Source organism: Herbidospora solisilvae (assembly GCF_009901565.1).
In the GTDB taxonomy this organism is placed as follows: Bacteria; Actinomycetota; Actinomycetes; order Streptosporangiales; family Streptosporangiaceae; genus Herbidospora; species Herbidospora solisilvae.
In genome coordinates this window covers 67788-89454 of the sequence record NZ_WXEW01000005.1, presented here as the reverse complement: position 1 = coordinate 89454, position 21667 = coordinate 67788, and the positions used below count along the sequence as shown (strand labels likewise).

Annotated in this window: 27 protein-coding genes, 2 tRNA genes and 1 other RNA gene; 14 read left to right on the top strand and 16 right to left on the bottom strand. The window is 68.8% G+C overall.

Annotated features, from left to right (window positions below; genetic code table 11):
* Position 1: 1 nt before the first annotated feature.
* The 3 genes from GT755_RS17215 to GT755_RS17205 all read left to right on the top strand — a co-directional run bounded on the left by GT755_RS17215 (position 2) and on the right by GT755_RS17205 (position 2563).
* The gene (locus GT755_RS17215; RefSeq protein WP_161480724.1) at positions 2 to 484 is read left to right on the top strand and encodes a winged helix-turn-helix transcriptional regulator; all 483 of its coding nucleotides are present in this window, start codon (positions 2 to 4) and stop codon (positions 482 to 484) included.
* A gap of 19 nt (positions 485 to 503) precedes the next feature.
* Positions 504 to 1298 (top strand): SURF1 family cytochrome oxidase biogenesis protein, encoded by a 795-nt coding sequence (locus tag GT755_RS17210; RefSeq protein WP_161480723.1) that lies wholly within the window; start codon positions 504 to 506, stop codon positions 1296 to 1298.
* 116 nt (positions 1299 to 1414) lie between these two features.
* Positions 1415 to 2563, top strand: coding sequence for an amidohydrolase family protein (locus GT755_RS17205; protein WP_328794388.1), 1149 nt, complete (start codon positions 1415 to 1417; stop codon positions 2561 to 2563).
* A gap of 217 nt (positions 2564 to 2780) precedes the next feature.
* On the opposite strand, the gene GT755_RS17200 is transcribed toward GT755_RS17205, so the two are convergent.
* Positions 2781 to 3149: a YkvA family protein gene (locus tag GT755_RS17200; RefSeq protein WP_161480721.1), complete on the bottom strand. Its 369-nt coding sequence runs from the start codon at positions 3147 to 3149 to the stop codon at positions 2781 to 2783.
* Between the two features lie 60 nt (positions 3150 to 3209).
* Positions 3210 to 4157, bottom strand: coding sequence for an LLM class F420-dependent oxidoreductase (locus GT755_RS17195; protein ID WP_161480720.1), 948 nt, complete (start codon positions 4155 to 4157; stop codon positions 3210 to 3212).
* 1113 nt (positions 4158 to 5270) lie between these two features.
* Here GT755_RS17195 and GT755_RS17190 point away from each other — a divergent pair.
* Positions 5271 to 5444, top strand: a complete 174-nt coding sequence (locus GT755_RS17190; RefSeq protein ID WP_161480719.1) for a hypothetical protein — start codon at positions 5271 to 5273, stop codon at positions 5442 to 5444.
* Here GT755_RS17190 and GT755_RS17185 read toward each other — a convergent pair.
* A complete protein-coding gene (locus tag GT755_RS17185; RefSeq protein ID WP_161480718.1) occupies positions 5425 to 6189 on the bottom strand; it encodes a bestrophin-like domain in 765 nt (254 codons plus the stop codon). The genes GT755_RS17190 and GT755_RS17185 overlap by 20 nt on opposite strands.
* Before the next feature lie 19 nt (positions 6190 to 6208).
* Positions 6209 to 6829, bottom strand: a complete 621-nt coding sequence (locus GT755_RS17180; RefSeq protein WP_285584192.1) for a TetR/AcrR family transcriptional regulator — start codon at positions 6827 to 6829, stop codon at positions 6209 to 6211.
* A gap of 195 nt (positions 6830 to 7024) precedes the next feature.
* On the opposite strand from GT755_RS17180, the gene GT755_RS38610 reads away from it, so the two are divergent.
* A complete protein-coding gene (locus GT755_RS38610; protein WP_202610171.1) occupies positions 7025 to 7624 on the top strand; it encodes a hypothetical protein in 600 nt (199 codons plus the stop codon).
* Here the strand turns inward: GT755_RS38610 and GT755_RS17170 are convergent.
* The 5 genes from GT755_RS17170 to GT755_RS17150 all read right to left on the bottom strand — a co-directional run bounded on the left by GT755_RS17170 (position 7621) and on the right by GT755_RS17150 (position 11517).
* Positions 7621 to 8694: an aspartate-semialdehyde dehydrogenase gene (locus tag GT755_RS17170; RefSeq protein WP_161480717.1), complete on the bottom strand. Its 1074-nt coding sequence runs from the start codon at positions 8692 to 8694 to the stop codon at positions 7621 to 7623. The two genes, GT755_RS38610 and GT755_RS17170, sit on opposite strands and share 4 nt — an antisense overlap.
* Positions 8691 to 9965, bottom strand: a complete 1275-nt coding sequence (locus GT755_RS17165; protein WP_030452665.1) for an aspartate kinase — start codon at positions 9963 to 9965, stop codon at positions 8691 to 8693. Before GT755_RS17165 ends, GT755_RS17170 begins: the two co-directional genes overlap by 4 nt.
* A gap of 91 nt (positions 9966 to 10056) precedes the next feature.
* Positions 10057 to 10590 (bottom strand): DUF5063 domain-containing protein, encoded by a 534-nt coding sequence (locus GT755_RS17160; RefSeq protein ID WP_161480716.1) that lies wholly within the window; start codon positions 10588 to 10590, stop codon positions 10057 to 10059.
* A complete protein-coding gene (recR, locus tag GT755_RS17155; protein WP_161480715.1) occupies positions 10583 to 11182 on the bottom strand; it encodes a recombination mediator RecR in 600 nt (199 codons plus the stop codon). The genes GT755_RS17160 and recR overlap by 8 nt, the downstream gene beginning before the upstream one ends.
* 2 nt (positions 11183 to 11184) lie before the next feature.
* Positions 11185 to 11517 carry a YbaB/EbfC family nucleoid-associated protein gene (locus GT755_RS17150; protein ID WP_030452662.1) on the bottom strand — a complete coding sequence of 111 codons (333 nt, stop codon included), beginning with the start codon at positions 11515 to 11517 and terminating at the stop codon, positions 11185 to 11187.
* Between the two features lie 278 nt (positions 11518 to 11795).
* Between GT755_RS17150 and GT755_RS17145 the strand changes: the two genes are divergently transcribed.
* Positions 11796 to 13130 carry a helix-turn-helix domain-containing protein gene (locus GT755_RS17145; protein WP_161480714.1) on the top strand — a complete coding sequence of 445 codons (1335 nt, stop codon included), beginning with the start codon at positions 11796 to 11798 and terminating at the stop codon, positions 13128 to 13130.
* 12 nt (positions 13131 to 13142) lie between these two features.
* Complete coding sequence (locus tag GT755_RS17140; protein ID WP_161480713.1) at positions 13143 to 13607, top strand: hypothetical protein; 465 nt, start codon at positions 13143 to 13145, stop codon at positions 13605 to 13607.
* On the opposite strand, the gene GT755_RS17135 is transcribed toward GT755_RS17140, so the two are convergent.
* Both GT755_RS17135 and ffs read right to left on the bottom strand, forming a co-directional pair.
* Positions 13604 to 15982: a DNA polymerase III subunit gamma and tau gene (locus GT755_RS17135; RefSeq protein ID WP_161480712.1), complete on the bottom strand. Its 2379-nt coding sequence runs from the start codon at positions 15980 to 15982 to the stop codon at positions 13604 to 13606. The genes GT755_RS17140 and GT755_RS17135 overlap by 4 nt on opposite strands.
* Before the next feature lie 31 nt (positions 15983 to 16013).
* Positions 16014 to 16111, bottom strand: an RNA gene (gene ffs, locus GT755_RS17130) — signal recognition particle sRNA small type.
* 87 nt (positions 16112 to 16198) lie between these two features.
* On the opposite strand from ffs, the gene GT755_RS17125 reads away from it, so the two are divergent.
* Positions 16199 to 16287 (top strand) — tRNA-Ser (locus GT755_RS17125).
* Between the two features lie 146 nt (positions 16288 to 16433).
* Here GT755_RS17125 and GT755_RS17120 read toward each other — a convergent pair.
* Positions 16434 to 16880, bottom strand: coding sequence for a hypothetical protein (locus GT755_RS17120; protein WP_161480711.1), 447 nt, complete (start codon positions 16878 to 16880; stop codon positions 16434 to 16436).
* Between the two features lie 21 nt (positions 16881 to 16901).
* Here GT755_RS17120 and ypfJ point away from each other — a divergent pair, with 21 nt between their 5' ends.
* Complete coding sequence (gene ypfJ, locus GT755_RS17115; RefSeq protein WP_161480710.1) at positions 16902 to 17759, top strand: KPN_02809 family neutral zinc metallopeptidase; 858 nt, start codon at positions 16902 to 16904, stop codon at positions 17757 to 17759.
* A gap of 33 nt (positions 17760 to 17792) precedes the next feature.
* On the top strand, positions 17793 to 18083 hold the full coding sequence (locus GT755_RS17110) for a type II toxin-antitoxin system VapB family antitoxin (RefSeq protein WP_030452656.1): 291 nt from the start codon (positions 17793 to 17795) through the stop codon (positions 18081 to 18083).
* A gap of 52 nt (positions 18084 to 18135) precedes the next feature.
* On the opposite strand, the gene GT755_RS17105 is transcribed toward GT755_RS17110, so the two are convergent.
* The 4 genes from GT755_RS17105 to GT755_RS17090 all read right to left on the bottom strand — a co-directional run bounded on the left by GT755_RS17105 (position 18136) and on the right by GT755_RS17090 (position 19691).
* A tRNA-Ser gene (locus GT755_RS17105) sits at positions 18136 to 18223 on the bottom strand.
* 24 nt (positions 18224 to 18247) lie between these two features.
* Positions 18248 to 18682 (bottom strand): tRNA adenosine(34) deaminase TadA, encoded by a 435-nt coding sequence (gene tadA / locus GT755_RS17100; RefSeq protein WP_161480709.1) that lies wholly within the window; start codon positions 18680 to 18682, stop codon positions 18248 to 18250.
* Between the two features lie 21 nt (positions 18683 to 18703).
* The gene (locus GT755_RS17095; protein WP_161480708.1) at positions 18704 to 19186 is read right to left on the bottom strand and encodes a tRNA adenosine deaminase-associated protein; all 483 of its coding nucleotides are present in this window, start codon (positions 19184 to 19186) and stop codon (positions 18704 to 18706) included.
* A 16-nt stretch (positions 19187 to 19202) separates the two neighbouring features.
* Complete coding sequence (locus GT755_RS17090) at positions 19203 to 19691, bottom strand: tRNA adenosine deaminase-associated protein (RefSeq protein WP_030452653.1); 489 nt, start codon at positions 19689 to 19691, stop codon at positions 19203 to 19205.
* Positions 19692 to 19889: 198 nt separating this feature from the next.
* Here GT755_RS17090 and upp point away from each other — a divergent pair, with 198 nt between their 5' ends.
* The 4 genes from upp to GT755_RS17080 all read left to right on the top strand — a co-directional run bounded on the left by upp (position 19890) and on the right by GT755_RS17080 (position 21586).
* Positions 19890 to 20528 carry a uracil phosphoribosyltransferase gene (gene upp / locus GT755_RS17085; RefSeq protein ID WP_161480707.1) on the top strand — a complete coding sequence of 213 codons (639 nt, stop codon included), beginning with the start codon at positions 19890 to 19892 and terminating at the stop codon, positions 20526 to 20528.
* Between the two features lie 95 nt (positions 20529 to 20623).
* Entirely contained in the window at positions 20624 to 20818 is a 195-nt protein-coding gene (locus tag GT755_RS39630; RefSeq protein ID WP_030452651.1) for a three-helix bundle dimerization domain-containing protein, read from the top strand.
* 73 nt (positions 20819 to 20891) lie between these two features.
* Positions 20892 to 21059 carry a hypothetical protein gene (locus GT755_RS38605; RefSeq protein WP_157519910.1) on the top strand — a complete coding sequence of 56 codons (168 nt, stop codon included), beginning with the start codon at positions 20892 to 20894 and terminating at the stop codon, positions 21057 to 21059.
* On the top strand, positions 21056 to 21586 hold the full coding sequence (locus tag GT755_RS17080; RefSeq protein WP_030452650.1) for a PH domain-containing protein: 531 nt from the start codon (positions 21056 to 21058) through the stop codon (positions 21584 to 21586). Before GT755_RS38605 ends, GT755_RS17080 begins: the two co-directional genes overlap by 4 nt.
* Positions 21587 to 21667: the final 81 nt, after the last annotated feature.

The following is a 21667-nucleotide window of genomic DNA, read 5'->3' as shown; positions in this document are numbered from 1 at the left end:
CATGACCGATCCGCCGCGAAGCGCCTTCCGGCTGGACAACTGCTCCATCGAACGCACCCTCGCCGTGCTCGGCGAGAAGTGGACCTTCCTGGTGCTGCGCGAGGCCTTCGCCGGCGTCCGCCGCTTCGCCGACATCCAGGCCAACACGGGCGCCCCCCGTCAGGTGCTCAGCGCCCGCCTGGCCCGGCTCGTCGACGAGGGCACCCTGCGCAAGGTCCCCTACCAGGAACCCGGCCAGCGTCAACGTGACGAATACCGGCTGACCGACAAGGGCCGCGAGCTCTTCCCGATCCTGGTCGCGCTGCTCCAGTGGGGCGACCGCTACCTGGCCGACCCCGAGGGCCCGTCGCTGCTGGTCACCCACCGCGACTGCGGCGCCTCCGTCACGCTGGAGCTGCGCTGCGCCGACGGACACCACGTGGGAGGACCGCGGGAGACCGTCGCGCTGCCCGGACCGGGATCCAGAGTCAAGGGCACCGCCTAGGGTCCTTAGTCTGTAGGGCGTGTACCGGTTCCTGCTGACCCCTCGCTGGCTGGCGCTTCACGTCGTCGTGCTGCTGGTGATCCCGGCCTTCGTCTTCCTCGGACGATGGCAGTTCGGCCGGTGGGAAGACCGTTCGGCCGCCGAAGACCGCAACGCCACGAACCTGTCCGCGCCTCCGGTGCCGGTCGAGACGCTGACGAGCGTGGGCGGGGCCGTACCGGAGAAGGACAAGTTCCGCCGGGTCACCGCCACCGGCACCTACGACACCGCCCACGAGCTGCTGGTCCGCCGCCGCACCCAGAACAGCCAGGTCGGCTTCTACGTCCTCACCCCGCTCAAGACCGCCGACGGCGCCGTGCTGGTCAACCGGGGCTGGGTCAAGGCCGGCGCGACCATCGACACCCTCCCCGAGGTCCCGCCGCCCCCTGGCGGCGAGGTGACACTGACGGGCCGCCTGCGCCCGGCCGAGACCACCGAGACGACCGGCATCATCGACCGCAAGGGCCTCCCGGCGGGCCAGGTCCTCCTGATCGACGACCGCCCCATCGCCGGCCTGGTCGGCTCCCCCCTCTACGGCGGGTACGTCGACCTCATCGAACAGCGGCCGAGCGCGGAAAAAGCCCCCGAACCCGTGCCCGCCCCGGAATCGGGTGGTGGCGGAGGGCTCAATCTGGCCTACGGAGTGCAGTGGTGGCTGTTCATCGGGGTGGCGATCGGCGGCTGGATCCTCCTGATCCGCCGAGAGCTTCACGACCGGCGCGAAAGTGCCGATAATGGTGGGGCGTCCGAGGCGACCAGCCCCGCCGTGACCTGACGAACGGATACCAACCGGAGACCTGCCAGCTTGTTTGGCGTTATTCCTTGGCTCTAACGTTGAATGCTGTGAGTACCCCGCTGCTTCCCGACCCTGAGCCGAGGCGGCGGGATTTTGTGATCATCTCAGTCGATGATCACGTGATCGAGCCGCCCGACCTCTTCGAGAACCGCCTCGCGTCCAAATACCACGACGCGGCCCCCAAGGTCGTCGACACCGACAGCGGCCACCAGGTGTGGCGCTACGGCGGCGCGACCTACCCGGCCGCGGGCATCGACGTCGGCGCCGGCCGCCCCCGCGAGGCGTGGACCCTCGACCCGGTCCGCTTCGACGACATGCGCCCCGGCTGCTACGACGTCGACGCGCGCATCGAGGATATGGACCGTGCCGGAATCTGGGCGGCCCTGAACTTCCCCGGCATGCTGGCCACCCAGGCGGGCGTCGCCTTCGCCCGCACCCGCGACCAAGACCTGGGCTTAGCCCTGGTGAAGGCCTGGAACGACTGGCACGTCGACGTATGGGCCGGCACCTACCCCGAACGCGTGATCGCCCTCCAGCTCCCCTGGCTCCCCGACCCCGAGGTGGCCGCCAAGGAGATCAAGGCCAACGCCGCCCGCGGCTTCAAGGCCGTGGTCTTCCCCGAGTTCCCCACCCGCCTGCGCCTCCCGTCGATCCACAGCGGCCACTGGGACCCGTTCCTGGCCGCCTGCGAGGAGACCGGCACGGTCGTCTGCCTCCACACCGGCGCCTCGTCGTGGGCCCCCGTGCCCTCGCCCGACACCCCCATCGAAGCGATCACGACCCTGATGCCGTCGACGGCGATGTTCGCCTGCGCCGACTGGTTGTGGTCGGGCATCCCCCTGCGCTTCCCCGCCCTGCGCATCCTCATCGTCGAGGGCGGCGTGGGCTGGCTCCCCATGCTGGCCGAACGAGCCGACTACGCCCTCGACCACCCGGTGTCGAGCGAATCGGCCTGGGACGGCGGCCTGCGCCCGAGCGAGGTCCTCCGCCGCAACTTCTTCTTCGGCACCCTCGACGACACGGCCCTGAGCGGGGTGCGCATGGCCGTGGGGATGGAACACGTGCTCCTGGAGAGCGGGTATCCCCGGGCGGAGTCGTCGTGGCCGGACACCCAGCGGTCGGTGGCGAGGCGACTGGGGAACCTGCCGCCGGCGGACATCGCACGGGTGGCCTACGGGAACGCGGCCCGACTGTTCGGACACCCGCTGCCGTCACGGGCGTGGCTCCGCATGGAAGAGATCTGACCTGTTTGATGGCCGCGCCTCCGGCGCGGCGGGCTTGGCCGCCTTCAGTCCGGGCCTTCCCTCGTCGCTCCGGTTCGCTTCGCTCTCCTGCGCTCCTCAGTCCAGGTCCCGGACGCGGCCAAGCCACTACTGGCCGGCCTCTTGGTCAGGCCATCAACGCCTAAGACGCCGGAGAGCCCAAGGCGGCCGACTGCAGCCGTGCCGAGCAGGGACTTCTCTAGGCCAAGGGGCGGCGGTCGGCTCCCGGTTCAGGGGACAGGGCCAGGTTCCGGCGCTCCCAGTCCACGTAGCGCCCGCTTTCGCCGAGCAGTGACGTCGCCAGCCACAGGAACACACCGAAGTCGTCGACCACGCCCAGCGCCAGGAACAGCGCCTCCGGGACGACGTCGACCGGGCTCACGATGTAGAGGATCGCCGCGCCCATCAGGGCCAGCTTGCCCTTGCCGAGTTCGCGGTAGTCGCCGCGCAACGCGCCGGCCAGCATGCGGGGCAGGGCGCGGATGCGGGCGCCCAGCCCGGGGCTGCCGGGCCTGGAGATGTCCTGGTAGGCCTTGTACGCCTGCGCCGCCCGTCGTGCCTTGACCATGAGTGCCTCCCTGCCCGGCCATTTGCCCCGATAACGGAGGACTTTGCGGCGTTGGTTCCGTTACTGCGGGGCCAGATTTCTTACCGTTTGGTCCATCGGCTGGTCACCGAGGTCGAGCGGGGCCAGAACGGGCGTGGTGAGGCCGTTCTCAACGTACTCGTTCACCCGCGCCCGGCACTGCTCCGCCGTGCCATGGATGATCAGGTCGTCGACCACCTCGTCGGGAATGGCCTTCAACGCCGCCGCCCGATCACCGGCCGCCCACGCCTCGTGCATCGGCCGCAGCACCTCACCCCGCCCCAGCCAGTCGTGGAACGCCGCGTACACCGGCACCGTGAGATACCCGGCGATCATCCGCCGCCCGATGGCCCTGACCCGGTCGGCGTCCTCGCTGACGATGATGAAGAGCCGCGCGATCAGCTCGGTCTCGTCGTGGATCTCGCCCCGAACCTTCTGTACGTCACCCGGAGACAACCAGTTCGTGATCGCACCATCGGCCTCGGCGGCGGCGAGCCGCAACATGCGCGGCCGAAGCGCCGCCAGCACGATCTTCGGCGGCGTCTTCGGCGCCCGCTCCAGCTTGAACCCCTGAACGGAGAAGGTCTCATAGGCCTCGGTGACCTTCTCCCCGTCGAGCGCCCTGCGCAGGAACCGCAGGGTGTCACGCGTACGCGCGAACGGCTTGACGAACTCCCCGGCGTTCCACCGCTCGACGATCGCGGGGGAGGACGCGCCGATACCGAGCAGAAACCGCCCGGGCGCCCGCTCGGCGAGGGTAGCCGCCGTCATGGCCAGCAGACCGGGCCCCCGCGTCGAGACCGGGACGATCGCCGTGCCCAGCCGCAACTCCGGCGCCCACTCGGCGGCCAGAGCCAGCGGAGTGAACCCGTCGTTGCCGTTGACCTCGGCCGACCAGGCGTCGGTGTAACCGAGAGAAGGCAGTTCGGCGATCAGCTCCCGATCGAGACCGCTCCCCGCGAACGGGATGGTGATTCCCCAGCGCGCCACAGTGCCCTCCCGGCTCTTCGGTTGAGGGCACGAGCATACCAACCGTTCGGTACGTCAGGTAAATGGCCTCTGAGCTGCTAGAACGAAGAAATGGCAGATATCCCGGTGGAAGTGAGAACGACCTGTCACGCGGAAGTACGTGGGCCTTTGGCAGAGGTGACCTGCGAACGAAGCGAAACCATCCGGCTGCCCCGAGCCGTTCTGGCCCGTTTTCTGCCCCCGGCCCAGCCGTCGCCATCCGCCGAGCCGGCGTGGAGTCCGCTTCCCGTGGCCCGCACCCCGACGACCGCGTTCCTGGCGGTCCCCGTCACGATTCCCGTGCTGATCAGACCGGTCGCTCTGGTCCAGGTGCCGGTGAAGACGCTTGTGTACATCCCCGCCGCCCCTCTTCCCCGGGCACTAGTGACGCTTGCCATCGACGTCCCGCCGACGAAGATGCCAACCATCCGAATCCCGGTGACCACCCTCTTGGCGCAGCTTGTGGACACAAAGGCTGTGGAAAACCACGCTGGGAAACTGAGCCCGGGGAAAACCCACCTCGAAGAAACCGGCGCTGGGGAAACCGGAGCTGTGAATATCCCGAGTGTGGACAGGCCCGCCATGAACAGGCCGGCTGTGGATCCCACCCCTGTGAACAGGCACCCTGTGGACAGAGATGCCGGGGATACGACCACTGTGGGTTCGGCCGTTGTGGATAGGACCCCTGCGGAGGGGGCCGCTGCAATTACTCCGCCTGTGGATCGAAGTGCCTCATACCGTCCTACGGCGAACAATTCGACCGCGAAATCGCCCGCTCCAGGCGCACGGCCTGTGGATAAGCACGCAACAGCTGTGTCAGCTGTGGATAACTCCGCTGTGGACAGACCGGCTGTGGATAAACCATCCACCATGCTGCCGCCAGCACAGACGCCAACGCCCCAAGGCCAAGCCACTGCGCCGAATCCTGCGCACGGCCAGCCCACCAATCCAAACGCGCTTGCCCAGCCCGGCCCTGCCGCTGAACCAGGTACCGATCCGGCGGCCGAACCCGATGCCGCTCCCGCAGCCGCCCCCGCCGAGGGGCCCGCCGCCCCGGCCGTTCCCCCCGCCCAAGGACCACCAGCCCCCGCCCCAGTGCAAATCAACCCGCTCCCCCTGGCCGACAGTGCGATCGCGCGGGCGCGGAAGCGGATGGCTCAGGCGGCCACCGCGCATCGCCCGACCGATCGGCAGGCCGTCGTGGTCGTGCTCTTCACGGCCGTGATCGCCGTCGCGGCCGGAGCGGTGCTCAGGCGGCGCCGCCGTTAGGCAGCAAGCGGTCGATCTCGTCGAAACGGACCTGGGCCTCCTTCAGAGGCCCAGGATCCACCGCGCCCTCCACCCCATAAGGGTGCGAAATCAGATGAATCACCACGATCCCGGTCACCACCGTCGCAACCCGCACCACGTCGGCGATCACCGACGGCACCGTCGGCCGGCGGCGCAGGGCCCACGGCAGGGCGATCACCAGCAGCCCGGACACCACCATCGACACCATGAAGACCGACTCCAGTCCGGACGTCGCGTTGTCCGCCCGGACCGTCCGCGCGTGCGACACCTCGGCCGCCCGCGCCAGGGCCTCCGCGCGCAGTTCGGAATCGGTCGCGGGCAGTTTGAGCATCGCCGTCCGCAGCGAGTCGAGCGTCACCCCGGTCCGCGGGTCGAGGGACTCTTCCCGCATGCGCGGCCAGTCGAGTTCGACGGTATGGGTCGTGTACGCCCGCACCAGGTCCCGCACCTCAGCGGACTGCGGCAACGGGGCCACCGCCCAGTAGAGCTCCACCAGGCTCTCCGACTCCGCCCTCACGTCGGCGTCGGAGGCCGAGATGGCGTCGCGGCACAACACCACGGCATAGGCCACGACCACGAGGAACACCGCAAGAGCCAGGTTCACCGCGAAGTCGATCGGACCGGCGCCGCCCTCCTCGTCGGACCGTCCGCTGCGCCGCAACCACGTCAGCACGGCGAACAGGGCCACCACGACAATCGCCACAAACCCGAAGACCCAGACCATGTGACTGAGAGTAATCAGATCATTCCCGCAATTCGCGGACCACCTCGATGAAATCTCGTGTCACACCACGCAAACCCGGCAGGTAGGAAAGCGCGACCAAACGATCGACCAAGGGCACGCTCCGGTCGATGAGCCGGTAGGTGCGTGCACATCCGGGCGAGGTGTCGTGCACCCAGAAAAGCACCACTCCCATCGACAACAACCACAGGAGTTCGGGCAGTTCGGCGCGCAATTCTGAGTCCATTCGGTCGGCGCAGCCCTCGACCACCTCGCGATAGAGCGCCACCGAGGAATCGCGCGCTGGAGCCGATTCCGCGCTGAACGGGCTCAGCGGATTGTCAGGCTCGGCCGCGTGCTTGAAGAATTTCACCGCGAACGCGTGGTAGGGCTCGGAAACCCGTACCCACGCGCTGAGCACGCCGTGCAGCCGGGGCGCGAACGCCCTTTCCCTGGCCAGGATTTCCCGGCTGGCCGCCTCGTGCGCCGACTGGGCCTGGTCGTAATAGGCCTGGATCAGCTGCTCTTTGGACGCGAAATAGTAATAGGCGCTGCCGACGGAGACCCCCGCCTCAGCGGCGATCGCGCGCATTGTCGTGGCGTCGTACCCGCGCTCGCGGAAAAGCCGCAGTGCGGTCTCCACGATGAGATCCCTGCTCGACCTGGGCACATCGGTCACTGTACGTCTCCAGCCCCCGTCAGGTCATGAACCCACCAGATGATGGCCGAGTTACCCCAAATACTCGGCCTCTCCGAGGGTGGCTCACCCCCAGGCGTGGGAGTTAAGCCATTGATCAAGCTCCCCCACCGCGCTACGGAGAGTAATGGGGGAAGTAGAATGACCCAACGCACGACCGGCTGGAGTGTCGCCGGGTTGACCGTTCTCGCCTTGGTCACGCTCCCCGGCCCCAAGGCCGATGCCGACACCCAACGCGTCAGACCGCAGTTGACCTTCCGCCCCGTCGAGGCGCCGCAGGGGGTGCGCACCGCGTTCCGTACCGGAAGGCTGAAAGTCCGTTACTGGACGTGGCGTCGAGCGATGAACACCCGCCTCCACCACAACTACGCGATGAACCGAATACGGAAGGCGGGCCTCGGCTGGCGCTCCACCGGCAACTGCGTCGACAAGCACCGCCCGACCTGTACGTCGCTGCACACCGTCAGGCTCGGCACCCTGCTGAAGACGATCGAGCTGAAGCGCATGTCGGGCTGCCGGCTGATCGTGACCGGCGGCACTGAGACCGGGCACGCCGTGGGCACCTACAGCCACGGCAACGGCTGGAAGATCGACCTGGCTCCCAACCGTTGCCTCGACCGCTACATCACCCGCAGGCTCGAACCGCACGGCAAGCGCGGTGACGGCTCCCAGCTCTACATCTCTCCCGAGCAGGACCTGTTCGCCCGGGAGAGCGACCACTGGGACATCCTGTTCCGCTAGGCGGTGTATTCGGTGGCGACGATCAGCTCGGCGATCTCGGCCGCGTTCAGGGCCGCGCCCTTGCGCAGGTTGTCGCCACACACGAACAGGTCGAGCGTGTTGGGGAAGTCGAGGGCCTGCCGCACCCGGCCGACGTAGGTCGGGTCGGTGCCCACGACGTCGATCGGCATGGGGTAGACGCCGTTGGCCGGGTCGTCGACCAGCACGACGGTCGGCGCCGCCTCCAGCACGCGGTGGGCGTCGGCCACGGTGATCTCGCGCTCGAAGGTCGCGTGGACCGCGAGCGAGTGGGTGGTGATCACGGGGACGCGTACGCAGGTGGCGGAGACCTTCAGCGTCGGGATGCCGAGGATCTTGCGCGACTCGTTGCGCAGCTTCAGCTCCTCGGACGCCCAGCCGTCTTCCTTGAGCGAGCCCGCCCACGGCACGACGTTGAACGCGACCGGCGCCGGGAACGTGTCGTCGCCGTCGCCGAGCTTGTTCTGCAGGACCTTGCGCACGTCACCGGCGGTGGTGCCGACGGTGCGGTCACCGGCCAGGGCCTCGACCTCGTCGTACAGACGAGCCGAACCGGCGACCCCCGCGCCCGAGACGGCCTGGTAGGACGCCACGACGAGCTCCTTGAGCCCGAACTCCTCGTGGAGGGCGCCCATGGCGGCCATCATCGACAGGGTGGTGCAGTTGGGGGTCGAGACGATGCCCAGCGGGCGGTTGGCGGCGTCGCCCGGGTTGACCTCGGGGACCACCAGCGGAACCTGGGGGTTCATCCGGAAGGTGCCCGACTTGTCGATGACGGTCGCGCCGCGCTCGGCCGCGATCGGCACCCAGGTGGCCGACACCTCGTCGGGCACGTCGAAGATCGCGATGTCGACGCCGTCGAACACCTCGGGGGCCAGCGCCTGGACGACGACGTCTTCGCCGCGAACCTGCAGGACCTTGCCGGCCGAACGGGCCGAGGCGACGAGACGGATCTCGCCGTAAATGTCCTCCCGTCCGGAGATGATCTCGCGCATGACGGTGCCGACGGCACCGGTCGCACCGACGAGGGCGAGGGTGGGCTTGGTGCTCATCGGCCGGTTCCTCCGTAAACCACAGCTTCAACCTGGTCGGCGTCGAGATTGAACGCCGAGTGTGCGGCGTTGACCGCCGCGTCGACCTGGTCCTGGTCGACGATGACCGAGATGCGGATCTCCGAGGTGGAGATCATCCCGATGTTGACGCCCGCGTCGGCGAGCGCGCCGAAGAACTTGGCGGTGACGCCCGGGTGGGACCGCATGCCCGCGCCGATCAGCGAGACCTTGCCGATCTGGTCGTCGAACAGGAGCGTCTCGAAGACCACCTGGTCCTGCATCTTCTTCAGGGCCGTGAGCGCCGTGGGGGCGTCGCTCGTCGGCAGGGTGAAGGAGATGTCGGTCCGGCCCGTCGCCGCCGCCGACACGTTCTGCACGATCATGTCGATGTTGATCTCGGCGTCGGCCAGCGTGCGGAAGATGGCGGCAGCCTCTCCGACCTTGTCGGGCACGCCGACAACGGTGATCTTGGCCTCGCTCCGGTCGTGTGCCACGCCGGAGATGATGGGCTGCTCCACTTCGGTTCCTTCGGTCGCGGGGTCGGAGGTGACCCAGGTGCCTTCCTTGGTGCTGAACGAGCTCCTGACGTGGATGGGGAGGTTGAACCTCCGCGCGTATTCCACGCAGCGCAGGTGCAGGATCTTCGCGCCGCACGCGGCCATCTCGAGGGTCTCTTCGTACGAGATGCGGGGGATCTTGCGCGCCTTCGAGGCGACCCGGGGGTCGGCGGTGAAGATGCCGTCGACGTCGGTGTAGATCTCGCACACGTCGGCCCCGAGGGCCGCGGCGAGGGCGACGGCGGTCGTGTCGGAACCGCCGCGCCCGAGCGTCGTGATGTCCTTCGTGTCCTGCGAGACACCCTGGAACCCGGCCACGATCGCGATGTGGCCCTTGTCGAGGGCGTCGCGCAGCCGGCCGGGCGACACGTCGATGATGCGCGCCTTGCCGTGGATCGAGTCGGTGATCACACCGGCCTGCGACCCGGTGAAGCTGCGCGCCTCCTGACCCAGGTTGGCGATCGCCATCGCGAGCAGCGCCATCGAGATGCGCTCGCCGGAGGTCAGCAGCATGTCGAGCTCGCGGCCCGGAGGCAGCGGCGACACCTGCTGGGCGAGGTCGAGGAGCTCGTCGGTCGTGTCGCCCATCGCGGAGACGACGACCACGACCTCGTTGCCCGCTTTTTTCGTGGCGACGATCCGCTGCGCGACGCGCTTGATGCTCGTGGCATCGGCGACGGACGAACCACCATACTTCTGGACAACGAGCGCCACTGGATCTCTCCGAACGAATCAGGACGTGGAGCTCACAGTCTAACTGCGGGCCTCTGAGGGCCAACTGAGTTAGCCCAGCATGTGGACACCCTCAGACCACAGTGACCTCTTCGGCCACGTCGAGCCGCGTGTGGGCCACCAGCGCCTGCAGGGCCCGCAGAGCCGCTCCGGCGTGGTTGCCCCAGGTGTTGAAGTAGGAGTACTGCCACCACCAGATCGCCTCAAGGGGCCGGCCGGCCTTGTAGTGGCGCAGCCCGTGGATCAGGTCGGCCGCCACCGCCGTCAGGTCGTCGGACAGCCGGTAGGGGGTCACCGAGGTGTCCTTGTAGGGGTCGAACACCTCGGCGTAGTCGTCGACCGGGCCCAGCCGGGCCGCCAGCGCCACCCGCAGCGGGTCGATGTCGGGATCTTCGCTGAGGGCCGGCTCGACGTTGCCCTGCAGGATCACGTCGTGCACGGCGGCGAGCTGGGAACCGGCCAGGCTGACCTGGGCGACCTCCACGAGCAGCAGCGGCAGGATGGCGTTGCCACCCTCGCCGCCCGCCAGCCGGGTCAGGCCGTCGAGGTAGTTCTGGGCGTGCCCGGCGACCCGGTCGGCCAGGTCCTTCCACTCGTCGTCAAACATCCAGCAGTCTCCGTCCTTCGAAAGCGCGGCCCAACGTGACCTCGTCGGCGTACTCCAAATCGCCGCCGACGGGCAGACCGCTGGCCAGCCGAGTGACCTTTAAACCCATCGGTTTGACGAGCCGGGCCAGATAGGTGGCCGTGGCCTCGCCCTCGAGGTTCGGATCGGTGGCGAGGATGAGCTCGGTCACCTCGCCGTCGGCGAGCCGGGCCATCAGCTCGCGCACCCGGAGATCGTCGGGTCCGACCCCGTCGATGGGACTGATCGCGCCCCCCAGCACGTGGTAGCGCCCCCGGAACTCGCGCGTCTTCTCGATCGCCACGACGTCTTTCGACTCTTCGACCACGCAGATGACGTGGGGGTCGCGACGCTGGTCGCGGCAGATCCGGCATTCCTCCTCGGAGGCCACGTTGCCGCACACGCGGCAGAACCGCACCTTCTCCTTGACCTCGAGAAGGGCATGGGCCAGCCGTTTCACGTCGGCAGGGTCGGCCGACAGCAGGTGGAAAGCGATGCGCTGCGCGCTCTTGGGACCGACGCCGGGCAGCAGGCCCAGCTCGTCGATCAGGTTCTGGACGACGCCTTCGTACATATTCAGAAACCTGGGAGCTGGCCGAGGCCTTGCGACAGCGGGCCGAGCTTCTCCTGCTGGAGCTCGCCGGCGGCCCGGACGGCGTCGCGGACGGCCGCGATGACCAGATCGGCGACGGTCTCGGCCGTCTCGGCGGCGTCACCCGAGTCGATGACCTTCGGGCTGATCTTCAGTTCGAGCAGCTCGCCACTGCCGTTGACGGTCGCCACAACCAGGCCCCCGCCCGCGCTCCCCTGAACCTCGGCGTCGTTGAGCTCCTGCTGCGCCGAGACGAGCTGCTGCTGCATCAGCTGAGCCTGCTCCAGCAACTGCTGCAGGTTGACTTCTGGGTTCACAATCGTGCGCTCCTCAGCGACCGGCGACGTAGTTCGTCCCGACGAGCCTACGGTGTTTGCCGCTCATCTGACACCGGAGCACGGAGCGTGTTCATTGGTGCGGCCCTGGCCGGGTCCCGGCCCCCCTCCAAGCGTCCGGGACCCGGCCTTTTCCACCCCGGGTCGGCCGCGGCCCGGGGTGGCGGAACCAAACGTAGTCACCGGAACGTTGCATACAGGTTGCGATCAATCGGTTACTCCTGGAGATTGTGGATCAGCATCCGAGAGGGTTGGGGCCTGTGAGATCTCGCGACACGATCATCTCGGCGTCATGGCGCCGTTCACTCGCCGCCGGGGTCGACCCCGGCGTCCGCGCGGCCCCACTGGTCTACGACCACACCGACATCTCGACCGCCCGCGCCGCCCATCCGCTGCGCGAACTGGTGCCCCTCCTGCGCCACACGCTGCTGCAGATCGCCGACGAGGCGGCCCACATCATGGTGGTCACCGACGCCGACGGGAACGTCCTGTGGCGCGACGGCCACAGCGAGGTGCTCCGCCGGGCCGACGGCATCGGCCTGGCCGACGGTTTCGCCTGGGCGGAGTCGGTCGTCGGCACCAACGGCATCGGCACCGCCCTGGCGGCCGGCGTCCCCACCAGCGTCTACGGTGAGCAACACCACATCGAGGTCCTCCACGGCTGGTCGTGCGTGGGCGCCCCGATCGTCGACCCCGACACCGGCGCGGTGCTGGGCTGCGTCGACATCAGCGGCATCGCGAAATCCCTGCCCCCGGCCACGGTCGCCCTGGTCGGCGCCACCGCCCAGCTCGCCGAGAGCCATCTGGCGCTGCGCATGCGGGAGAGCGACGAGCGCATCCGCACCCGTCACGCCGCCCGCTCGGGCCTGCTCGTCTCGTGCAGCGGCCGGGTCATCGCCGGAGAACGGTTCCAGGGGGAACGTGTTTCACTCCCGTCCGAGGGCGGCCGGGTCGTCCTCCCCGACGGCCACGTGGGCGACGTCGAGTTCCTCGGCGACTCCTACCTGGTCAACCCCCGGCGCGGCACCCTGCCCCGGCTGTCGCTGAACCTCCTCGGCGGCGCCCCGTTCGCCGAATACAGCGGCCGGCGCGTGCCCCTCTCCCTGCGCCACGCCGAGATCCTCACCCTCCTGGCCACCCACCCGCGCGGCCTGAACGCCGAACAGCTCTCCTTCCTCCTGTACGGCGACCACGGCAACCCCGTGACCATCCGCGCCGAGATCCACCGGCTCCGCGCCCAGCTCCCCGGCGCCGTGGCCGCGAAGCCCTATCGCCTGGTCGGCGAGGTCGACGCCGACCTCCTGACGGTCCGCCGGGCGTTGTCCACAGGCGACCTCGACACGGTCGTCAACCGCTACCAGGGCCCGCTGCTGCCCCGGTCGGAGTCCTTCGAGATCCGCCGCGAAAGGAACGAACTGGAAGCCCGCGTGAGATCCGAGATCCTGGGCAAGGGCAACGCGACCCACCTTTGGAGTTATGCACAGACGAGCGGAGGCCACGACGACGTCGCGATCCTGGAGCGCATCATGTCGATCGTCCCGGCGGAGGACCACCGCCACGCGGCTGCGTCGGTCCGCCTCACCCACTCCTGCTAGGGAGAACCTTCGATGATCGGCACGATCCTCATGGCCGGCCTCCTCGTCCTGTCGGCACCCGCCGGCGGCTCGGCGGGCCGCGACGGCGGCACCCTCGACGGCTTCGCGATCACCCACGTCCCGGCGGCCGCCGGCCCCTCGGTGAGCGATTTCGAGTCCGAGTGGGAAGACGTGACCTTCGCGACCCGCGTCTGGGAACGGGAGACGCCCGACGGCCACCAGGCCGACCTCCGCGTCGCCGTGCTGCGCGGCGATGCCCTGACCGACCTGCCGTCGCTGCGGGAGTTCCTGACCGAATACGACGAGCGCGAGACATGGGACCTGAAGGAGTTCGCGAAGGACGGCACCCCCGGCCTGGCGACGGAGACCGAGGCCTTCTGGCTCGACTCACCCGGGGTCGCCCTGACGGTCCGCATCACCGAGAACCCCCTGACCGGCGACGACCTGATGGACGTGGTTCAGGGGATCAGCGGCTAAGAGTGGTCGATCTCCTGGATGACCCGCCCGCCCAGTTCCTTCTGGAGCAGGGCCAGGCCTGAGAGGCCGTCGGTGTCGACGTCGGCGTCGTTGTCCGGGTCGACGTCGTCCACGTCCGACTTCTTCGCCCGCGAGGGCACCGCGTCCGGCCAGGCCTGCCGGGCGGGCGCGGAGGCCGCCTGCCGGGCCGCCGCAGGAGCGGACGCCCGGGGCGGCGGGGCCTCGTAGTTCGCCTGTGGGGCCGGACGCTCGAACTCGTCGGTGGGCGCGTCGGGCCACGACTCGTCAGTGGCGGTCTTCTCCGGCTGCCTGGGCGCCGGGGCGGCCTCATGGGCGGGCGGTGGCGGGGGTGCCGCAGGCTGGGCCTGCTGCACCGGCGGTGCGGGCTGCACCGGAGGGGCCGGCGGCGGCGACGGCTGACTCGGCCGAGCGGCCTGGCCGCCTCCGGTGCCGCCCACCACGACGTCGACCCGCCAGCGTCCCCCGAGCACGTCACCGAGGGCGGCGGCGACGACCTCGTCACGCTTGCCCTTCAGGAAGCCCTGGACGTCACCCGGCTTCTCGAACCCGACCGTCACCACGTTGCCCTCTGCCCCGAGCAGGCGGCCCTGGGCGTTGAGAATCATCCAGGCGACCCGCTGCCGGTTCTTGACCGCCTCCAGCACCTGCGGCCACATCTGGGCCACCACACCCGCCCCGGCGACGGCCTGAGGGGCGTGAGCGGCTTCGGCCTGCTGGGCGGGTGAGACGTCGGTGGGCCGGCCACCGGAGCCGGGCTTGACGGCGGCGGGCCAGTCGTCGGCCGGGGGAGCGGCGGGCTTGGGCACCGGTCCGCCCGAGCCGGGTTTGACGGTCTCAGGCCAGTCGTCCGCGGCCGGCGAACCACCGGCCCCCGGCTGGCTTTCGGCCTGCCCGGCCTGGCTCTGCGGAGAGCCCGCCTGCTGGACCGAGCCGTTCTGCGCCTCTGGGTGTGCCCCAGGCTGGCCCTGCTGAGCGCCGGGCTGCGGGGTGTGGCTGTGGGAAGCCTGGCCCTGAGGAACACCGTGCTGCATCGCGGGCTGTGCAGCCTGACCCTGGTTCGTAGCAGGCTGCGGGACCTGAGCCTGGTAAACGCCAGGCTGGCCGACGCCTCCGCCGTGAGCCGCCGACTGCCCGCCCGCGTAGCCCCCCACCTGCTGAGCCACCGGATAAGACGCAGCCTGTACACCGGCCCGAGGCGCTCCGTCACGCTCCAACCGCTCCAAACGGGTGAGCATGGCCGCCTCGCCGCCCTCGGCCGCAGGCAGCAGGATGCGGGCGCACATCAGCTCCAGAAGGAGCCGAGGCGACGCCGCCCCGCGCATCTCCGTCAGCCCCGCATTGAAGATCTCCCCCGCCCGCGTCAGCTCCGCGGGCCCCATCGCGGCCGCCTGCCCCTGCAGGCGCTCCAGCTCGTCGGCCGGCCGGTCGAGCAGGCCGTTGGCCGCCGCCTCCGGCACGTTCGCCAGGATCACCAGGTCGCGGAACCGCTCCAGCAGGTCGGTCGCGAAGCGCCGGGGGTCGTGCCCGCCCTCGATCACCCGGTTGACCGCCTGGAACACCTGCCCGCCGTCACGCCGCGCGAAGGCGCCGACGATCTCGTCGAGGAGGTCGCCGTCGGTGTATCCGAGCAGGGACACCGCGCGGGAGTAGGTGATCCCGTTCTCGTCGGCCCCGGCCAGGAGTTGGTCGAGGATCGACAGGGAGTCCCGGGCCGAGCCGGCCCCGGCGCGGACGACCAGCGGCAGGGCCGCGGGCTCGTAGGGCACCGACTCCGACGCCAGGATCTCCTCCATGAGCGCTTTCAGCGTCGCCGGAGGCATCAGCCGGAACGGGTAGTGGTGGGTGCGCGACTTGATCGTCCCGATGACCTTCTCGGGCTCCGTCGTCGCGAAGACGAACTTCAGGTGCGGCGGAGGCTCCTCGACGAGTTTCAGCAGCGCGTTGAACCCCTCGCGGGTCACCATGTGCGCCTCGTCGATGATGTAAATCTTGAACCGCGCCGACACGGGCGCGAAGAAAGCCCGTTCGCGCAGGTCACGCGCGTCGTCGACACCACCGTGAGAGGCGGCGTCGATCTCGATCACGTCGAGGTGGCCGGGCCCGGTCGGGGCCAGCGCGACACACGACTCGCAGACGCCACAGGGATCGGGAGTCGGCCCCTGCTCGCAGTTGAGGCTCCGGGCGAGGATCCGCGCGCTCGACGTCTTGCCGCATCCACGAGGGCCGCTGAATAGGTAGGCATGGTTCACGCGCCCGCTTCTGAGGGCCTGGCGGAGCGGTTCGGTGACGTGCTCCTGCCCTTTGACCTCTGCAAACGTCCCAGGACGGTATTTGCGGTAGAGCGCGAGACTCATGAACGGTCTCCTCGGGGAGAGCAGAACCGGAAGCAAAGAACCCCCCGCACACCCGCCAGAGCCCGCTTATCCTTGCTGCCTTCCGGCCCTGGGGAGGTTCACAGGATGACGCCGCGCGAGGGGTCCGAGGACAGTCTAGCCGCCACCCGAACCACCTGCGCCCGGCCCTCCGAACGGAAGGACGGCGCATGCGCCAAGTCATGTAAACTTCTCGGCGGAGGATTCGCCTAGTTGGCCTAGGGCGCACGATTGGAAATCGTGTTTCGGGAGACCGATCAGGGGTTCAAATCCCCTATCCTCCGCCATCAGAAGGGGCAGGTCGCTCAGCCGACCCGCCCCTTCTTTCTTTTCCCTTACGGCTCCGCCTGGTCAGCACCGCCCGCCGCCCCGGCTCACCCCGTAACCGGCGCCAACCGGCCGCGCCACCCCGCCGGGCAACGAGCCATGCGGCTTACTTCACCGCCCGGTTCCCCCGTGGCCCTCCGCCCCAGCCTCCAGCGATCCAAACCCCACCCGGATCCGGCCAGTCGTCAGGGGCCTGCCGGGCTTCCCACCGGTCCACGTACGCAGAGATTCCGGCCTCCGTCTTCGGCGTGGCCAGCCATTCGCCGGCCGCCAGGCGGATTTCGCGCATCGCGATCGCGTCGGTCTCGTCCCCGTAGTCGACGGGCCAGCCGTCGAAGATGTCGTCGATGTTCATCCAGATGCGATAGAGCCCGCCTGCCGCTTCCACGTCCCCGAATTCCGTGAGGGTCCCGGCCGCGCGCATGAAGGGGTCGCGCATCTGTTCCGGGTCGTCGTGGGTGAGGGCGGCGCTCAGCAGCCGGTCCAGCTCGGCCACGAGTTCGGCCAGCCGCCCGGCCTCTTCGGAAGAACTCATCCCCGCATGATCGCTCATCAGAAGGGCAGTAGCGCGCCCATGGATTTCGATGACCAAGCGCAACTCGACTCGTCTCAGGTCGAGAACCGTGGCCGGGGCGGGATCTCCGGTGGCGGGCTTGCGGTCGGCGGTGGCGCGGCCGGCATCATCGCGTTGATCGTCGCCCTCATCTTCGGCATCAACCCCGGTGACATCACCGGCGGGGGAGGCGCGGAGAACCCCGGCGTCCAGCCGTCAAGTGACCTCGGTGAGAAGTGCAAGACCGGCGCGGACGCCGACCAGGACGAGCAGTGCCGGGTCGTCGGTGTCGTCAACAGCCTGCAGGACTACTGGGCCACGAAGGTCGACGGCTACCAGAACGCCAAGACGGCGCTCTTCGAGCAGGGCGTGCAGACCGGGTGCGGCACGGCCGACTCGGCCGTCGGGCCCTTCTACTGCCCGGCCGACCGCTACGTCTACCTCGACCTGAGCTTCTTCAACCAGCTCGAATCCCAGCTCGGCGCGGCCAACACCCCGTTCGCCCAGTCGTACGTGATCGCCCACGAGTACGGCCACCACGTCCAGAATCTCACCGGCACCCTCGAACAGAGCGGCGGCGAGGGCGCCGACAGTGGTTCGGTCAGGGTGGAGCTCCAGGCCGACTGCTACGCGGGCGTGTGGGCCAAGAACGCCGTCGACACCGGCTTCTTCGCCAAGCCCTTCACCGACGCCGACATCCAGGAGGCGCTCGACGCCGCCGCGGCGGTCGGCGACGACTCCATCCAGCGGAAGAGCGGCGGCCAGGTGAACCCCGACGCGTTCACCCACGGCACCTCGGAGCAGCGGGTGACGTGGTTCACGAATGGCTACAAATCAGGGGATCCCGCACGATGTGACACGTTCTCAGGGTCGATCTGACCCGGGCCACCTTCGTCTCATAAACTACATAGCGTGATCTTTAAGTTGGTCGGCGACGAACGCCCTTACCCCGAGCACGGTCTCGGACATCGCGAATGGGCGCAGATTCCGCCCCGCCAGGTCAGACTCGACGCGCTCATCACCACCAAGGCCAACCTCGACCTGCACTCGCTGCTGGCCAAGGACTCCACCTTCTACGGTGACCTCTTCCCCCACGTCGTGCAGTGGGAGGGCGAGCTCTACCTGGAAGACGGGCTCCACCGGGCCCTGCGGGCGGCGCTCCACCAGCGGTCGGTGCTGCACGCGCGCGTGCTCGAGCTCTGAGACGGAAAACGGAAAGACCCGGTGTGATGATCACACCGGGTCTTCGTATGCGTGGCGGTGGTGGTGGGATTTGAACCCACGGTAGGTTGCCCTACACGCGCTTTCGAGGCGCGCTCCATCGGCCACTAGGAGACACCACCGCAGAGCAGCTTACCGGAGAATGGTCACTGCTCGCGCCTTGCGGCGAAGAACGCCGAAAGCAGTGCAGAACATTCTTCTTCGCGTACGCCCATGACCACCTCCGGCCGATGGTTGAGCCGCCGGTCGCGCACCACGTCCCACAACGACCCGACCGCCCCGCCCTTCTCGTCGACGGCCCCGTAGACGATCCGGTCGACCCGCGACAGCACGGCGGCCCCCGCGCACATCGTGCAGGGCTCCAGCGTCACCACGAGGGTGCACCCCGACAACCGCCATTCCCCCAGGGCCGCAGCCGCGGCGCGCAGCGCCAGGATCTCGGCGTGCGCCGTGGGATCGCCGGAGGACTCCCGCGCGTTCGAGGCCCGCGCCAGCACCCGGTCACCGGAGACGACGACGGCGCCGACGGGCACCTCACCCCGCTGGGACGCCTCCAGGGCCTCGGCGAGGGCCAGGCCCATCACCTGGTCGTACAGGAAAGATCACCTGAGCCGGTCGAGCTCGTCGCCGAACGCGAGGCGCTCGGCGACGACCGACAGGACGTCGGCGGGCAGCATGCCCTCCTCGACGCTGAGCTCCAGCAGCTCCTCTGCGCGCAGCCCGAAGTCGGTCAGCAGCTCGAAGTCGCCGCCGGGGCGGACCCCGAGGTCGGGCGTCTCCTTGTCGACCGCGATGCCGGCCAGCTCGGCGAACAGCTCGCCGAGCGGGTCGGTCGCCCCGGCCTGGGCGTCGGACAGGAACACCCGGGGGTCGAGGTCGCCCTCGTAGCGCACGAGGGCGAACCACTCGTCTTCGACCTCGACGCAGAGCAGCACGAGCTCGTCGCCGGTCAGGCCGAGGGCCTCACCGACGGCGTCGCCGACGTCGTCGGCGATCTCGGCCTCGGACAGGTCGACCTCGGCCCCCGACCATCGGCCGTTGGTGCGCAGGAAAGCGGCGGCGAAGAGATTGGTTCGCGTGGGCATGGCGAGGTCCCGAGGTTCAGCCGATGATGGCGTCGACGGCGCGTTCGAAGGGGTCGCGGAATCCGAGTCGGGCGGCGATGCTGAACAACACTTCGTCGGGGTAGAGGTCACGGTCGCCCGACAGGGCGCCCAGCTCCATCTCGTCGAGGCCGAGGTCGGCGAAGACCGACAGGTCGCCCGCGGGCAACACGCTGTCGAGCTCCTCCTCCTCGGGGACCGGGACGTCGATGAAATCGAGCACCTGCCGCGCCAGCGGCCACTCCCACGACGCGGTGATGTCTGACAGGAAGACACTCACCCGCTCGCCGAAGACCCGTAATGCCACGAAGAAGTCATCCCCCACGGCGACCAGGCCAATCGTTCCGGCGTTGCTCGGCTGCTGGCGGAGCGCCTGGAGCAGGCCCCTGAGGTCGGAGGTGAGCGCCACCGGGAGCATTTCGGCCTCCCAGTGGTCGTCTTCGCGGTAGACCACGATGGCGAAGTCAAGTACGTCTTCGTCTGTCATCTGATCTCCACGGACGTCACTTGCGGCAGATTCACGAGCGCGGGCCGTGGTCGGCCTTCGGTCGCCCGCGCCTCGCTTGTCATCACGGCCGTAATGGTTTCAGACGCGCGACACCCCCGTCCGGTTGTCGCGCAAATTGTGATCAAAACCGCCGGGCGGGTTCGGATGTCTGTTCCGCTTCACGGTACCTTTTGTCCCATGGAGACCCATGTCGTTGACCACCCGCTCGTTTCGCACAAGCTCACAACCCTTCGTGACGTGCGGACCGACTCGCCGACCTTCCGGCGGCTGGCCGACGAACTGGTGACCCTCCTCGCGTACGAGGCGACGCGGGACGTGCGCGTCACCGAGGTGACCGTGGAGACGCCCCTCACTCCCACCCAGGGCGTCCGGCTGTCCCGTCCCACACCTTTGGTAGTGCCGATCCTGCGGGCCGGCCTCGGCATGCTCGACGGGATGATGCGGCTGCTCCCCACGGCCGAGGTCGGCTTCCTCGGGATGATCCGCAACGAGAAGACCCTTGAGGCCTCCACCTACGCCACCCGGCTGCCCGACGACCTGTCGGGCCGGCAGTGCTTCGTGCTCGATCCGATGCTCGCGACCGGCGGCACCCTGGCCGCCGCGATCCAGTTCCTCTTCTCCCGCGGCGCCGTCGACGTGACCGCGCTCTGTCTCCTGGCGGCCCCCGAGGGCATCGCCCACCTCGACTCGGTCTTCAGGGACTCCGGCCACCCCATCAAGCTCGTCACCGCGGGTCTCGACGAGCGGCTCAACGACCAGGGCTACATCCTCCCCGGCCTCGGCGACGCCGGAGACCGGCTCTACGGTGTCGCCTGATTAGTTACACTTGGTGACTGCTCGGGTACGTACAGTAGTGACGACGTCTCTTTAGCGTCACTCGGTGTTACGTGGGGCGCGCACCAGGGAGAGCCATGAGTCAGTATGAGCAGGTCGAGGCCGTGCTCCGTGACGAGTTCGCCGGAATTCACCCGGCCTCTACTGTCACGCGCTGTATTCAGGCCGCCCACCATGGGGCCGTGGAAGTGACGGGTCACGCCTATCCCGGGCTGGTGGAGCGCATCGCGCGCCGGCACCTCCAGGTTCTCGCTACCGCGACGGAGTCATAGCGAGGCCGGTAGTTCCGGCTTTATGCGCTTTACCGAACCAGGTGCCTGGGTAATCTATGACTCAGTGGGAGTGGTGACCGCAGTGCAGGTCAAGAAGATTCTCAAGTGGGGAGCTGTTGCTCTGGTGGCTTTCTACCTGTTGTCGCGGCCGCATGACGCCGCCGACACCGTGACCGGCGCGGTCACCGGGGTCGTCAACGGCGCCAACTCAGTCGCCCAATTCTTCGCGCGACTGTCATGAGACTAGTCACCCACGGGGACTCCGCCCCGTCCTCCGTCAACCGCTACTTACTTCCCCACGAGCACCAGGTCATCATGGTTCGTCGCCATCCGGCCGTGTTGCTCCGACCGGTCGCCGAGATCTTCGGCGGCCTGATCATCGCCGGGCTCGCCAGCCAGTGGCTCGGCCCCGCAAGCGGCGGCCAGGCCCTTGTCATCATCTGGTGGGCCTGGCTCCTGCTGCTGATTCGATTCGTGTGGAAGGTGGCGGAGTGGTCGGTCGACTACTTCGTCGTCACCTCCCAGCGCATGATGCTGGCCACCGGGCTGATCACCCGCAAGGTGGCGATGATGCCCCTCGGCAAGGTCACCGACATGAGCTTCCAGCGCGACCTCATGGGCAGGATTCTGGGCTACGGGGAATTCGTCATGGAATCGGCCGGTCAAGACCAGGCGTTGCGGACTGTCCCTTACATTCCGTACCCCGAGACCCTTTACCTCGAGGTCTGCCAGATGATCTTCCCGAACAAGGACGACTCGGACGACTAACGTCCGAAATGCCGCTTTCCAGCGAGGATTCCCGAGGCGCGAACATAGTTCGCCCTCGGGATTCTTGACGGGAGGGTTACC